Origin of the sequence: Serratia sp. JKS296, assembly GCF_900215445.1 — a bacterium.
GTDB classification, from domain to species: domain Bacteria; phylum Pseudomonadota; class Gammaproteobacteria; order Enterobacterales; family Enterobacteriaceae; genus Serratia; species Serratia marcescens.
Genome location: NZ_OCMX01000001.1, coordinates 2,956,143 through 2,969,543 on the forward strand (window position 1 = coordinate 2,956,143; position 13,401 = coordinate 2,969,543).

Below are 13,401 nucleotides of genomic sequence, written 5' to 3' on the forward strand. Positions count from 1 at the left end.
CGTTAACGCTTAGACGATCTTCGGTTGGCCGTCCGAGGCGGTCGCCCCGCCATCGACCGGAATGTTGGCGCCATTGATAAAGCTGGCGTCGTCGCTGGCCAGGAACGCCATCACCGCCGCCACCTCTTCCGGCTCTGCCGCACGCCCCAGCGCGATGCGCTCATTGAACTTGTCGCGGATCTCCTGCGGCCAGCCGTTGGTCATGTTGGTTTTGACCAGGCTCGGGCAGACCGAGTTGATGCGCACGCCGTCACCGCCGTGATCGAGCGCCATGGCGCGCGTCAGGTTGACCACCGCGCCTTTCGCCGCGCAGTAATAGGCCGCGCCCCAGTCGCCGCCCAGGCCGGACACCGACGCGGTATTGACGATGCAGCCCTTGGTCTTCAGCAGGTGCGGCAAGGCGAATTTGGAGCAGAACACCACGCCGTCAATATCAACCCCGGCGATGCGACGCCAGTCGTCGATGCTGGTTTCCAGCACGCTGCCCGCCACATGCACGCCGGCATTGTTCAGCAAGACGTCGATGCGGCCCAGTTTTTCCGCCACCTCGTTCATCATTTTTTCAACCGCGACGTGATCGGACACATCGATATGCACCGCCATCGCTCGGCCCTTCGGCAGCGAAGCGGCGACCTTGTCTACCGCTTCCTTGGCCCAGTCGGCCAGCACCACGATCGCGCCCTCGGCTGAGAAACGCCGCGCCGCCGCTTCCCCCATGCCATTGCCTGCACCGGTGATAACCACGACTTTATTGTCAAAACGCATGAGACCTCCTCCATGTGAACGTATTTATATAAGTCATACAAATCTCATTACCCCGAGGATAAGGCGCCCCTCCGCGGAGAGCCAGTCAAAACGTGCGGTTTATTAACCCAAATGAGGTATGGCAGTGATTTCAATGCGCTGGATTAACCTTTATCGGATTTTGGCCAACATATTGATGGAGAAAATAAAATTGCGGTCAGTCACTATTTTTCGGGCGGATTGTCAGCAAGCGGGATTATTGCAGGTATGCGGTTATCTTCACCCAGAGAAAAGCGATACGAATGGAAAACGGCAGCCGCCCGCAGGCGGCCGCGACTATTTTTTCTCGATGGGGACAACCAGCAGATCGACGTTCAGTTCGTTGATCGCCTGGCGCGCCGAAGAAACCAGCCGGCTCCAGACATCGTGGTGGTGGCCGAAGATCACCAGGTCGAACCCTTTTTCCTTCGCCACCCGGTTCAGCTCTTCCGTCAACGCGCCGCGGCTGACGATCACCTCTTCGACCGGATAGGACGACTGCCCTTTGATCGCATTGAGCATATTCTTCACCCGCTCCGAAAATGTGCGATCGGTGTAGTTGTAATCTCCCACGCCCAGATCGACGTAATAACCGGCGCGATGAATGTCGATATAGATCAGGGAAAGTTTGGCATTGAGCGCGGCGGCCAGTCTGGCGCCCTTGCCCAGCAGGAACTCGGCGTCTTCGCTGAGATCCGTGGCGACAACGATATGCCGATAAGCCATGATGGCGGCCCTCCTCGTCAGATCCGTAAACAGGATGGCGCTCCTTGCCGCATGTTTCTCATGCACCTTAAGTTTAGCCCAGCGCCGGCCTCCTCGCCTGCTGCAGTGTCGTTCCATTTATGGAACGATGCATCCCGACTTCAGGCTCTACCGGATTTCTCTCTCGGCTCTACACTGTATGCAAGTGCTGAGTTTCAGCCTTATCAATCAAAGAAGATACCTACTGACCTCACGACGAGAAAAGGAAAACACCATGAGCACTCCAGCCAACTTCAACGGCCAGCGTCCTGTTATTGATGCTAATGACGCAGTCATGCTCTTGATTGACCACCAGAGCGGCCTGTTCCAGACCGTCGCCGATATGCCGATGACCGAACTGCGCGCCCGCGCCGCCGCCCTGGCCAGCATCGCCACCCTAAGCAAACTGCCGGTGATCACCACCGCCTCGGTACCGCAGGGCCCCAACGGCCCGCTGATCCCGGAAATTCACCAGAATGCGCCGCACGCGCAATACGTCGCCCGTAAAGGGGAAATCAACGCCTGGGACAACCCGGACTTTGTGGCGGCGGTCAAGGCCACCGGCCGAAAGACCCTGATCATCGCCGGCACCATCACCAGCGTCTGCATGGCCTTCCCGTCCATCAGCGCAGTGGCCGAAGGCTATAAAGTTTTCGCGGTGATCGACGCCTCCGGCACCTACTCAAAAATGGCGCAGGAAATCACCCTGGCGCGCGTGGTGCAGGCCGGCGTGGTGCCGATCGACACCGCCGGAGTGGCCTCGGAGCTGCAGGGCAGCTGGAACCGCGCCGACGCTCAGCAATGGGCCGAGGTTTACACCAAAATCTTCCCAGCCTATCAGTTGCTGATCGAGAGCTACCTCAAGGCGCAGGACGTGGTGAAAAACAACGAACTGCTGGACTCGCAGCGTTAAGATCGCGGGCATAAAAAACCCCGGCCAAGGCCGGGGCTATTAATCGTGTGCCGGTGACTTTCCCGGCTGTCATGTTATGGCGTAAGCGTCCATCCCACACTCCAACATTACGCAGCCTAAGCGCGACTTTTTCACAACAGAAAAATAGACTGAAACGCGGCGTTATTAATTCTGCGGCAATCTGTTTTTCTGTTGCCAATAATCATTAATTATTGGACGTCATCGAGGAATCGAACCCCAGTCCGCCAACGAATAATTTCGCTGCCGCTCTTCCTGCTGAGCTAATGACGTATCGAGAAAGACTCCGGGCAAACCCGGAGTTTATTCAGGCTGAGGATTTCATTGCTTAACTGCTCCGGCTTAAACCATCATCGCTGTCGTAAGAAATTGCACCTCGGCCGAAAATTATAACGCGACCACGTTGCCGGCAGAAGGCCCCTTCATGCCATTTTCGATAGTGAACTCAACCTGTTGGCCTTCGTCCAGCGTTTTGAAATCGTTGCTCTGGATAGCGGAGAAGTGTACAAACACGTCTTTGCCACCGTCTGCCGGGGTGATAAAGCCAAAGCCTTTACCTGCATCAAACCATTTTACCAAACCCGTCATTTTATTGGTCATAGAGATATTTCCTTTATATTTTTGCGACGCCATAGGGCGATAGAGGTCTGTTTTTATTGGAAACTTATGGGGCACTAGAGAAGAGAATTCGCGGAAGAAGAGGTATCTGAGGGATATCGCTAATACTGAGAACTGCTTTACTAAAACTGCTTTCATAAGGTCTGAACTACAAACCGATGACGCTATTTACACACAGCTAAATTATTTAAGCAAGATATATTTTAAATTATATTCATATGGCTCATAAATTTATTACCGCAAAGGACCGCCTGCATCTGCCGCCAGCTCAGGGTTATCTGCGCGGCGTTCGGGGTGAAAAATAACGAACGATTGGACTCGCCGCGCCGGGGCCGATCATGAACGCGCAAACAGCCGCCGATTCCGCGTTCTGCTCTTCCCTTCACGCGAAACCACTCCCTGCTATAACACTGAAGAAAACCGCTTAATCGTCATGAAAGAGAAACAAAAGCTTAATAAATCAATCTGTTCTCGACACTGGTGCATTATCGTTGTTAGGATAATTATTTTACTTTACAGGAAATGACCTCAAGGATGGCTATGATGGGCAAAAGAACACTGACGCTAGCTGCACTGACGCTCAGTTTGGCAGGCTGCCAGCCGGCACCACCAAGCTATGTGGAAAACGCGAATGCCTTGATTGCCAAACAAATCAGCGCAATTAGCCCGCAAACGGCGCAGTGTAAATTTGCCCAAGACGGGCACTATTGGATTTCGGCTTGCTCATTGGGTAACGCGCGCGACACGCCGGTGTTCGCCCTGTTCGAACAGGAAGGCGTCATGCAGGCCAACGACAATCTGGCGATCGCCGTCGTGCCGCTCAACGAGCAGGCTCGCCACCTCTCACAGGATCCCCGCTTCACTATCCCGGTAATGCAACGCCGTATTCCCGTGGACGCAGAGAAAGCCTCCAATCGCTTATTTGCCCAACCGTCGCGTTAGCCATTCCCTTAGCCGATGATTGCGATCCCCAGCCGCTCCAGCAGCTGCGCGGCCTGGTGGCTGTCCATTTTGACGCCCTGCAGATCGGTGGTACGCAAATCCAACTCGCCCAGTTCCGCGTTGCTCAAATCACACTGGGTGACATCGGCGGCACGCCAGTCGAAACCGGAGAATTCGCCGCCGGACAGATCGGAACCGCTGAAACTGGCGCCGAGCACCTGCGCGCCGTGCCAGCGGTTTTCCCACAGCTCGCATTTCTCCAGCACCACCTTGGCGAAGTTGGCATAGCTCAGGTTGCTTTTGGTGATATAGGCGCTGCAAAACCAGGTGCGGCTGGTGATCATGTTCATAAAGCTGGCGCCGCGAAAATCGGCGCCCTGCGCGCGGCATTCGCGGATCTCCACCCCCAGAGCGCTGGCATGGCGGAAGTCGGCCATCGACAAATCGCAGCTTCTGAAGCTGGCGTCTTTCAGTATCGCGCGGCTGAAATTGCCGCCCTGTCGGCTGTCGCGATCGTAAAACTGGCAGCCGATAAACTCGGTACCGGTCAGATCGGCGCCCGAAAAATCGCACAGCATAAAGCTGCCGTTTTCAATCTTCTCGCCGGTAAAGCGGTTACGGTCAATCTTTTCACCCTTCAACATCAGACTCATCGCAGCACACCTGTTTATTTATACAGTCAGTGCGCATTTAATCCTATTCCGGCGCGGTTGGCAATCGCCGTCGATCAGCGGCCATCCGCCGCGGCCGGTTCGAACGCCACCTTGACGATACTGAACGTCTTGGTACTTTCCGCCTGAGCGACGTCGGCAAACAGCCGGGGGTAACGGGAGTTGACGACCCACACCTCGCCATCCCGCAGCGCGGCGCCGGTCGGCCCATCCAATCCCGGCGACGCGGCGACCGCAGCGATACGCGCGCTGGCCCAGCCGTCGGTCGAGGAGAGCAGTGACACGTCGCCGGACATGCTCCCCTTTTCATCCGGAAAAGACTGTACGATCACCAATTCATGGGCATTTTTGAGCCGCAGCCCGTCCGGCCCTTTCAGCCGCTGCGGCAGCCTGATTTCACTGACCGCCGGCGCGTTCTCCAACGTCACCTTCCACAGCAGCCCGCGGGTGTAGTCCGCGGCAATCAGGTAGCCATCCGGGTGATACACCACGCCATTGAGATAAGGCCGCGTGCCCTGCGCAGCGGCGGGTGCGTCGGCCGGCATCAAGCGCGCTGAGCGCACCAAAATCGACGCCTGGCGCGTTGTCCGGTCGATCTTGTAAATCTGCGGCTGGAAGCTGTCGGTCACGTAAATATTGCCCTGCGCGTCGAGCGTCAGATCGTTGGGCAGCGTCGACCCATGGCTTAGCGATGAAAGATCGTACGTCTGCTGCAGCGCGCCGGTATCGAGATTGAACTCCAGCACCTGCGCCACGCGATTGCGCGTGCCAGCGGCAGAGTTGCGGGACACGCCCACGTCTTCGTTGCACACCAGCACCCGGTTGCGCTCGGCGTCCACCAGCATGCCGGAGGTGGTGATAAGCCCCTTGCCGGTGGAAAACCGCCGATAGCGGCCATCCGGGTAGACCAAGCCAAGCTGCCCGCTGCGCAGAGAGGAAATCAGGAACGCACCGGCGCGTGCATTCCAGGCGATGCCCTCAGGGTAGGCGCCGGCGGGGTCCGGCGAAAACTCGATGCGTTGCGTGGCCTGCGCCTGCATAACGCCGCTGAACAACAGCGCTGCGCCGGCCAACTGGGTGACGCGTCGGCGGCGCGGCAATAAGAAAGAAAAGAAGCTGAAGCGGAACATGAGCATGACCCTGATGAGGACTCGGATCGCTAGAGTAAGATCGCGCCGCTCACGGCACCAGCCGGGAAAAAGGCAATGCGCCACTAAAAAAATCGCAGTAATCAGCGCAAAAAAAAACCGCCCGAGACGGGCGGTTGACGTGACGGCGAACCGTTACTTCAGGGCTTCCTGAATGGCGTCGGCCATCGGGCCGATGTGCTTTTCCGCCGCCTTCAGCTGGAAGTCCACGCCGTTGCCGTCGTTGGTATCCGACAGCGTGGCCTTGATCAGTTCCAGCGCCGCCTGCACCGCCACCAGCCGTTTGTGCTGTTCGTCCGTGACCGGTTCGGCGCCCATATTGGCCGGATAGTAATGTTCTAACATCGCGATCTCCTTTTGATGACGTTAACCTCTAACCTACCAGAAAACCGTGCATTTACTAAGGAAACCAGGCCGGGCGCGGCCGAGTGACGATAAATTGCACTATACTGGGCAAACACTCTCCCCTGTTACAGGATCATCGCCATGTCATTCCAGGGAAGCTGCCACTGCGGCGCCGTCACCTTTACCGTGGACGCCGAACTGCCGACCGAAGCCCTCAGCTGCAACTGTTCGATTTGCCGCCGCAAAGGGCTGCTGCTGTCGTTCTTCCCCATCAGCGCTTTCACGCTCAACAGCGGTCAAGACCAGCTCAGCACCTACACTTTCAATCACCACAGGATCCGCCATCAGTTCTGCCGAGTCTGCGGAGCCCAGCCCTTCGCCTACGGCACCGCGCCAGACGGCGCCGCGATGTGCGCCGTTAACCTGCGTTGCGTGCCGGACGTCGCGCTGGATGCGTTACAGATCCACAGCTACGACGGGGCCAGCGTCTGAGCGAATCGCTCGCTCAGTCGAAGGTGACCCAGCCGGCGTCGGTTTCGGCGGATTGCACGCAGCGCGCCACCCACTTCACGCCCAGCGCGCCGGCCTGCACGTCCGGGTACCAGAAGTCGGCCAGGAAGGCTGCGTCGCGCCGATCGGTGGCGTCCATCGCCAGCGCGAAGCGGCGGTAGAGATTCGACCAGGCTTCAAACAGCCCCTCCGCATGGCCGCCGCCGATGCGATCGTCCGCCAGCGCCGACGCGGCGAGATACGGCATGCCGCGCTCCAGGATCCGCACCGGCTCGCCCTGCACTTCGAAGCGCAGCTGATTGGGTTGTTCATCCCACCACTCCAGGCTGGCCTTTTCACCGACAATGCGCACCTTTTGGCCGTGCATCGAACCGCAGTTGACCGCCGAAGCCCACACGGAGCCGACGGCGCCGTTGTGATACTCCATCAGCACATAGGCATTGTCCTCCAACGGCGCGCGCGACGGCACAAAGCTTTGCCGGCTGCAGATCAGCCGCCGGATCTTCAACTGCGGCGCCATGGTTTCCGCCAGGAACAGCGTGTGGGTTGCCAGATCGCCCAGCACATAGCTGGGGCCGACAAAGCGCGGATCGACCCGCCAGCGAGTGCTGGGATTATCCTGCTCCACCGGCGCGGCGTGAAAGCCGTGGGCGAACTGCATATTCACCAGCCGAATTTCCCCCAGCCGGCCATCGGCAATCATCTGCCGGGCCTGCAAAATCATCTGGTGCCCGGCATAGCCGTAGGTCACGCCGATGACTTTGCGCTGCCGCTCGCACAGCGCCGCCAGCGCCTGCGCCTCTTCGACGCTGAAACACAGCGGCTTCTCGCATACCACGTGCAATCCCGCCTCCAGCGCCGCCCGGCAAATGGCGTAATGGGTGTTGTTCGGCGTGGCGATCGAGACCGCTTCGATGCCGTCCGCCCGCGCGGCTTCGGCGCGGAACATCTCGGCATAATCCGCATAACAGCGCTCCGCCGCCACGCCCAGACTCCGGCCAAAATCACGCCCGCGTTCGGCGTCAATGTCGAACGCGCCGGCCAACAGAGTAAACGCGCCGTCGCGCAAGGCCGCCGAACGGTGGATGTAACCGATCTGGCTGGTGCCACCGCCGCCGACCATGCCCCAGCGCAACGATCTCGCCAAAGGTTTGCTGCCGTTGATCATCGTGTTTCTCCTGATTAAAAGCCGAGGCCGCGCAAGTAGCGCAAGCTGGCGGCGACGTCCTGCAGGCTGCCCTGCACATTGCGCGGATCGCGCTCCTGCTCGATAGTGATCCAGCCCCGATATCCGCGCTCGGCCAACAGCGCACGCAGCTGCGGATAATCGATCGCCCCGCTGCCCAACGGGCACATGACGCCCTCGGCGCAGGCGGTGAAAAAATCGACGCCGCGCGCCAGCACCTCGCGGAACACCTGCGGATCGACGTCTTTGAAGTGCAGGTAATCAAGACGATCAAAGTGCTTGCGCAGCCAGGCAGCCGGGTCCAGCCCGGCGTAATACAGATGGCCGGTATCCAGGCACAATCCGGCGGTGTGATGCGGAATGTCCGCCGCCAACCGGTCGATTTCGTCGGCGAACTCGATGCAGCCGCCGGCGTGCGGATGCACCACCGGCCGCACACCGTATTCCCGCCAGGCCAGTTCGCTGATGCGCGTAATGTGCCCGACCATCCTCTGCCACTCCCCCTGCGACAAACGCGGCGCTAAATCTGAACGCCCGGCGAACCTGGCGCGTTGCGGATTGCCGAAATCGATAATCACCAAGAACGGCGGCGCGGCGCGATCGCCCTCGGTCGGCTCCGCCCTGGGCGCCCGCGAGAGGTTGCGGCATATCCGATGAGTCAGGGCCAGCAGGCGCTCAATGTTCGCCTCGCTGACCAGATCGTCAAAAATCGTGCCGGCCACCAGCGACAGGCGATGCTGCTCCAGCGCGGCACACAGCGCCTCGCTCTGCGTCGGCAGATAGCCCCACGGCCCCAGCTCGATGCTGCGGTAGCCGGCCGCCGACGCTTCTTGCAGAACCGTGGCATAGGGCGGCAAATGGGGGTTGTTCGGATCATCCACGCCCCAACTGCAGGGCGCATTGGCGATAGGCAAAGTCATGGCGACGGCTCCTTTTTTGCGGGGAATGCCGGCAGTATCAAACAAAAATTCCAAAATCATCAATAATGAAAATTTTATTTTTTGATAGAGATCGCGCTATTTTTGATAAATTATTTGATATTTTTTAATCAAATTCAGGCAGCACCTGGCTGCGCCCTGACCTCGGCGAACACCACTCAGCGGCCGTCAGAGGTTTTCTTTGGTGATCACATCGAAGCGATTAATGATGTGGCGTAATCCCGGTTGTTCATCGGCGGCGAGTAACGTCTCGACGATCGTGGCGGCCAATTCGGGAATGCGGTGGCACAGCAGCAGATCCACCGTGCCGTCGAGCAGCGCCATTTCACCGCCCTGCACCGGGCCGTGGCACACCAGCGTGATGTCGCGCTGCCGGCCGCTCTCTCGCAACGCCTGAATAATGCCCTCCACACCGCCGCTCGGCGCGTAAAGCGCCGCCAGTTCCGGGTGGTTCGCCAGCAGTTCACGCGTGACCCGGCGCGCCGTTTCCGCGTCCTCGAGGCTGCGCACCGGTTCCAGCACACGCTGGCCGCTCATCTGCTCACGCAGGTAGGAGCGAAAACCGATCTCGCAGGCTTCCTGGCAAGTAAAACGGTTGTCGCCGATGATCACGCCGACGTCGCCCTGACGCCGGCACAGACGATCCACCGCCCAGCCGGCGGTGCGGCCCGCTTTTTGATTATCCAGACCGATGTAGCCGGCGCGGCTGGGCACCGATAAATCCGATAGCAGCGCGAAAACGTTGATGCCCGCCTGGGCGACTTCTTCTACGGCATAGTGGATCAGGGGATGATCCAGCGCCAGCACGCCGATCGCTTCCACCTGGCGGCTCAATTGGCTAATGGCGGCGGCGGTGTCGCCGATGGCATTGAGAGAGTGGAAGATGAACTGCGGCGGCTGACCCGGCTCATGATACGGCGCCGCTTGCGCCATCAGTTCATCAGCCAGTTGCGCATAGAAAGAGTGTTCGCGCCGCAGCAGGATAAACCCCATTTTCAGGCGGCGCTCCGGCCTGCCCAGCACCGCCGACAGGCAGTGGGACTTCTCCAACGCGAACCCCAACTTTTTCGCCGCCTCAATCACCCGGCGCTGGGTGGCGGGCCGCACCGACGCGCGTTGGTTGATCACCCGATCGACGGTGGCGATGCCGACCCGCGCCTCTCTGGCGATGGCCGCCATGGTGGTTTTCTTGCCGCTCATGTTCATCTCCATCAACGATTTGATGGAAAAATATCATAGCCGTTGCCGCCCCTGATGTGACGCCGTTCGCGATTAACGGTAGACGGAGAACTTCTTGGTGAGCGGCTTAAGCTGCTCGGTGTCACCGTAGAGCGCCACCGCCACGAAATCCAGCTGCTCGTAGGGGGTATTGGCGGTGTCGGCGATCTGCTGCTCGGCGGAGTGCGACAGCATGGTGGTGGTGAAGAAGTTGGACAGCACGCCCTCCTCCTTGCATTTGAGGATCAGGTTGCTGAGCTGGCTGCTGTTTTTAGCCTGAAGGATGACGATCGGGTAGTGGCTCATGTTGGCGCTGACGCCGTCGAGACTGCTCGGATAGTGGTGAAACTCACGCTGTTCGATCAGATCGGTGATGCCCGCCGTCAGATGGCAGGAAGCGTTAAACAGCGTGGCCGGTTCGTGATTGCGGTTGAGGATGATATAAAACTTTTTCTCGTTGTCGCTGTACATACTCTTCTCCTTGAATAGGCAACCAGTTTTACCCAAGCTGCACAGGGTTTCAAGGCGCGAAAAGGGGCCGCGTCCGGCCCCGTGCTAACGCTGCCGGCTCAGACCGCGCCTTCACCCGGGCCGAGCGGCTGCGCCACCTGATGCAGCACGGTGATGTTCTGCAAAAGCGTGCCGCCGTCGATCGGTTTCATCTGACCGTCGCGGTCTTTATAGTGCGTCGGCTTGGCGCCATGGAAGAACAGCCCGGCGTTGACCTGTACGCCCAAATAGCCTGCGCTGGCCGGCAGGCGCTGCACGTCGGTCCAGGGGTTGGAAACCGGCACATACTGGAAGCCTTCGCTCGTCTTGGCGTACAGCGGGCGCAGCAGCGTGACAAAGGCCATCATCGGCGACAGCGCTTCTTTAAAGATCTGCACCGGCCGATCGACCGTCATCAAGAAACCCTGCGGCTGTTCCTCAACCGTGTCGAGGCTCAGGCTGCTGCTGATATCGTCACCCCGGCCGCCATAGCTCCATTCAATGGCCGACGCCCCACTCTCGTTCATCATCTCTGACATACACTGCTCCTTATAAAATGAATTCAACACGCCTGCTGCGTGCCGGAACAGTAAACCGCTGCGGGGGGACCCGCGTCCACGCCGGGCGGCACGCTGGCGAACCAAACAACGAGGCGCGCAAAATAAAGCTCGAAATGAACAGTTTCCCCACGTGATAGCGCAGCATTTGAACGGCCTTTGCTGTAGCGCAGAGGCATAGTGATGGCGTTGCCGCCACCGGAGAGTGTTATGACCGCGATTAAACCGGACGCCATCGACCGCGTTCTCCCCGCCGCCACGCCCTGGCTGGCCGTCATCAACGTGCTGTTCGCCGGCATCGCGGCGGCGCTGCACGTGGGTAAGGCCACTATCGCGTTGCCGGCGCTGCAGGCCGAGTTTGGCCGTTCACTGGAGACGCTAAGCTGGGTCATTTCGGCCTTTCCTTTCGTCGGGGTGTTCGGCGGCATCGCCGCCGGACTGCTGGTGCGCCGCTGGGGCGATCGGCGCCTGCTGGCGTTCGGGCTGCTGATCATCAGCGCCGCCAGCTTCGCCGGCGCCACGCTGCACGACTTCAGCGGGTTGATTGTCAGCCGCTTTGTCGAAGGCCTCGGCTTCGTGATCGTGGTGGTCGCCTCACCGGCGGTGCTGAACCGCATCGTCGCCCCGGCGCAGCGCAACCTGGTGTTCGGCATCTGGAGCACCTTCATGCCAGCGGGCATCGCCATTTCACTGTTTTTCGGCCCCCATCTCGCCGGTTGGCAACAGAGTTGGCAGGCCGGTGCGGCGTTGACGCTGCTGGCCGCCCTGCTGCTGCCGCTGACTACGTCCCGCCGCGCCGCCGAGGCGCACGTTCCGCCGTCGCCGCTGCGGCAAGCGCTGGGCGCGATGCTGCGGGCGCGCCAGCCGCTGTTGCTGGCGCTGATGTTCACCGCTTACAACCTGCAGTTTTTCTCGGTGATGACCTTTTTGCCGATCTTTCTGATGCAGCGCATCGGCCTGTCGCTCGCGGCCGCCGGCGGCATCAGCGCGGCGGCGGTGGCGGCCAACATCATCGGCAACCTCGCCGCCGGCGTGCTGCTGTCGCGCGGGCTGCCCGCCAGAACGCTGCTCGCCGCCACCAGCCTGTTTATCGGGGTCTTCGGCGTCGGCATTTTCCTGCCGATGACGCCCAACGGCCTGCTTATCCCGCTGTGCTTCCTGTTCTGCGCCATCGCCGGCATGCTGCCCGCCACCATTCTAGCCGCCACGCCGGCGGCGACGCCGGAACCGACGCTGCTGCCGCTGAGCCTCGGGCTGGTGATGCAGGGAAACTACCTCGGCCAGGTGATCGGCCCGGTCGCGCTGAGCGCCATCGTGGCCGCGGCCGGCTGGGCGGCCCCGGCGTGGCTGGTGCTCGCGGCGGCGGTGTCAGGAGCCGTATTGGCGCTGGCGGCTACGCTTCCGTCAGGAAATCGATGAATTTCCGCACCTTCAGCGGGACAAAGCGCGCATAAGGGTAAAGCAGGATGAAGGGGCGCGAGGCGCCGGCATAATCTTTCAAAACCTCGACCAGCGCCCCGTTGCTCAAATCTTGTTCGACGGTAAAGCGATACACCTGCATCAGTCCGGCACCGCTTTTCACCAGCGTCAGCGTAGCGAGGTAATCTTCCTGGCAAAGCCAGCGTCCGGCAGTGTCCACTTTGCTATTTTCGCCCTGAATCTTAAACGTCCAGGCGGTTTTTCTGCCGGTGCTGGGCAACGCATACTGAATGCAATCGTGCCGGGCCAGATCCGCCGATGCGGTGCTGTATCTGACCGACGCCCATTTCGTTACCGGCGCGGCGCTCGCGGTTGACGGCAGCGCCACCGCCGGGGTCTGGTGAAACCGGGGGAAAACGCCATGCCATACGTCAACATTAAAGTGACCGACGAAGGGGTCAGCGCCGCGCAAAAGCGCATGCTGATCGAGGGAGCCACCACGCTGCTGGAGCGGGTGCTGAATAAGCCACGCCACACCACTTTCGTGGTGATTGACGAGGTGGCCACCGACAACTGGGGCGTCGGCGGAGAGAGCGTCACCGCCCTGCGCGCCAAAGAACGAGGCGAATAACGGATGATTGATGCTGTGAGTCTCGTGTCGTAGGGTACAGCCGCTCATTATCGTTATCGGGCCTGCATGATGAGACCAAGCACGCTTAGCGCGAAGGATAAGGCCAGTGGTGATCAAGGCCCGATAGTGACAAGGCGCCGGTCGTGGCAAGATAAACCAGCACGCCGGCGAAAGCGATCAGCAGCACCTTTTCGATAACGGCAAGTCTTTTGTGTTCAGTCATTTGCATACTCCTTCGTGATATCGGGCGAACGGCCGCCCTCCTAAAAAC

The 13,401-nt window shown here is 60.0% G+C and carries 18 protein-coding genes and 1 pseudogene; 5 read left to right on the plus strand and 14 right to left on the minus strand.

The window, feature by feature from the left end; genetic code table 11:
- Nucleotides 1-9: 9 nt before the first annotated feature.
- Together CRO23_RS14075 and CRO23_RS14080 are read right to left on the minus strand one after the other, a co-directional pair.
- Nucleotides 10-765, minus strand: coding sequence for an SDR family NAD(P)-dependent oxidoreductase (locus CRO23_RS14075; protein WP_016928044.1), 756 nt, complete (start codon nt 763-765; stop codon nt 10-12).
- A 315-nt stretch (nt 766-1,080) separates the two neighbouring features.
- Nucleotides 1,081-1,509, minus strand: a complete 429-nt coding sequence (locus tag CRO23_RS14080; RefSeq protein ID WP_033633267.1) for a universal stress protein — start codon at nt 1,507-1,509, stop codon at nt 1,081-1,083.
- Nucleotides 1,510-1,762: 253 nt separating this feature from the next.
- Here CRO23_RS14080 and CRO23_RS14085 point away from each other — a divergent pair, with 253 nt between their 5' ends.
- Nucleotides 1,763-2,440: an isochorismatase family protein gene (locus CRO23_RS14085; protein WP_016928046.1), complete on the plus strand. Its 678-nt coding sequence runs from the start codon at nt 1,763-1,765 to the stop codon at nt 2,438-2,440.
- A gap of 215 nt (nt 2,441-2,655) precedes the next feature.
- Here CRO23_RS14085 and CRO23_RS14090 read toward each other — a convergent pair.
- Both CRO23_RS14090 and cspE read right to left on the minus strand, forming a co-directional pair.
- Nucleotides 2,656-2,731 (minus strand): annotated as a pseudogene (locus CRO23_RS14090).
- 114 nt (nt 2,732-2,845) lie between these two features.
- Nucleotides 2,846-3,058 carry a transcription antiterminator/RNA stability regulator CspE gene (cspE, locus tag CRO23_RS14095; RefSeq protein ID WP_016928047.1) on the minus strand — a complete coding sequence of 71 codons (213 nt, stop codon included), beginning with the start codon at nt 3,056-3,058 and terminating at the stop codon, nt 2,846-2,848.
- A 558-nt stretch (nt 3,059-3,616) separates the two neighbouring features.
- On the opposite strand from cspE, the gene CRO23_RS14100 reads away from it, so the two are divergent.
- On the plus strand, nt 3,617-4,018 hold the full coding sequence (locus tag CRO23_RS14100; RefSeq protein ID WP_033641431.1) for a hypothetical protein: 402 nt from the start codon (nt 3,617-3,619) through the stop codon (nt 4,016-4,018).
- Between the two features lie 8 nt (nt 4,019-4,026).
- On the opposite strand, the gene CRO23_RS14105 is transcribed toward CRO23_RS14100, so the two are convergent.
- The 3 genes from CRO23_RS14105 to CRO23_RS14115 form a co-directional block, all read right to left on the minus strand.
- Complete coding sequence (locus CRO23_RS14105; RefSeq protein ID WP_015377630.1) at nt 4,027-4,671, minus strand: Qnr family pentapeptide repeat protein; 645 nt, start codon at nt 4,669-4,671, stop codon at nt 4,027-4,029.
- A 74-nt stretch (nt 4,672-4,745) separates the two neighbouring features.
- Nucleotides 4,746-5,819 (minus strand): SMP-30/gluconolactonase/LRE family protein, encoded by a 1,074-nt coding sequence (locus CRO23_RS14110; RefSeq protein WP_097103106.1) that lies wholly within the window; start codon nt 5,817-5,819, stop codon nt 4,746-4,748.
- Between the two features lie 153 nt (nt 5,820-5,972).
- Nucleotides 5,973-6,182, minus strand: a complete 210-nt coding sequence (locus CRO23_RS14115; protein ID WP_004941260.1) for a hypothetical protein — start codon at nt 6,180-6,182, stop codon at nt 5,973-5,975.
- Between the two features lie 141 nt (nt 6,183-6,323).
- Here CRO23_RS14115 and CRO23_RS14120 point away from each other — a divergent pair, with 141 nt between their 5' ends.
- On the plus strand, nt 6,324-6,674 hold the full coding sequence (locus tag CRO23_RS14120; RefSeq protein ID WP_016928050.1) for a GFA family protein: 351 nt from the start codon (nt 6,324-6,326) through the stop codon (nt 6,672-6,674).
- 13 nt (nt 6,675-6,687) lie between these two features.
- Here the strand turns inward: CRO23_RS14120 and CRO23_RS14125 are convergent, their stop codons facing one another.
- The 5 genes from CRO23_RS14125 to CRO23_RS14145 all read right to left on the minus strand — a co-directional run bounded on the left by CRO23_RS14125 (nt 6,688) and on the right by CRO23_RS14145 (nt 11,062).
- Nucleotides 6,688-7,860, minus strand: coding sequence for a Gfo/Idh/MocA family protein (locus CRO23_RS14125; RefSeq protein WP_097102289.1), 1,173 nt, complete (start codon nt 7,858-7,860; stop codon nt 6,688-6,690).
- Nucleotides 7,861-7,874: 14 nt separating this feature from the next.
- Nucleotides 7,875-8,798: a TIM barrel protein gene (locus CRO23_RS14130; RefSeq protein WP_097102291.1), complete on the minus strand. Its 924-nt coding sequence runs from the start codon at nt 8,796-8,798 to the stop codon at nt 7,875-7,877.
- Nucleotides 8,799-8,984: 186 nt separating this feature from the next.
- Nucleotides 8,985-10,016: a LacI family DNA-binding transcriptional regulator gene (locus CRO23_RS14135; protein ID WP_097102293.1), complete on the minus strand. Its 1,032-nt coding sequence runs from the start codon at nt 10,014-10,016 to the stop codon at nt 8,985-8,987.
- Nucleotides 10,017-10,088: 72 nt separating this feature from the next.
- Entirely contained in the window at nt 10,089-10,505 is a 417-nt protein-coding gene (locus tag CRO23_RS14140; protein ID WP_004941246.1) for a DUF2000 domain-containing protein, read from the minus strand.
- A 98-nt stretch (nt 10,506-10,603) separates the two neighbouring features.
- Complete coding sequence (locus CRO23_RS14145) at nt 10,604-11,062, minus strand: hypothetical protein (protein ID WP_097102295.1); 459 nt, start codon at nt 11,060-11,062, stop codon at nt 10,604-10,606.
- 228 nt (nt 11,063-11,290) lie between these two features.
- Here CRO23_RS14145 and CRO23_RS14150 point away from each other — a divergent pair, with 228 nt between their 5' ends.
- A complete protein-coding gene (locus CRO23_RS14150) occupies nt 11,291-12,499 on the plus strand; it encodes an MFS transporter (RefSeq protein ID WP_097102297.1) in 1,209 nt (402 codons plus the stop codon).
- Here CRO23_RS14150 and CRO23_RS14155 read toward each other — a convergent pair.
- Nucleotides 12,474-12,887, minus strand: coding sequence for a LysR substrate-binding domain-containing protein (locus CRO23_RS14155; RefSeq protein WP_255253509.1), 414 nt, complete (start codon nt 12,885-12,887; stop codon nt 12,474-12,476). The two genes, CRO23_RS14150 and CRO23_RS14155, sit on opposite strands and share 26 nt — an antisense overlap.
- Nucleotides 12,888-12,920: 33 nt before the next feature.
- Between CRO23_RS14155 and CRO23_RS14160 the strand changes: the two genes are divergently transcribed.
- Nucleotides 12,921-13,130, plus strand: coding sequence for a tautomerase family protein (locus CRO23_RS14160; RefSeq protein ID WP_033633277.1), 210 nt, complete (start codon nt 12,921-12,923; stop codon nt 13,128-13,130).
- Nucleotides 13,131-13,215: 85 nt separating this feature from the next.
- Here CRO23_RS14160 and CRO23_RS25100 read toward each other — a convergent pair whose 3' ends face one another.
- Nucleotides 13,216-13,353 carry a hypothetical protein gene (locus tag CRO23_RS25100; protein WP_170913118.1) on the minus strand — a complete coding sequence of 46 codons (138 nt, stop codon included), beginning with the start codon at nt 13,351-13,353 and terminating at the stop codon, nt 13,216-13,218.
- Nucleotides 13,354-13,401 lie beyond the last annotated feature (48 nt).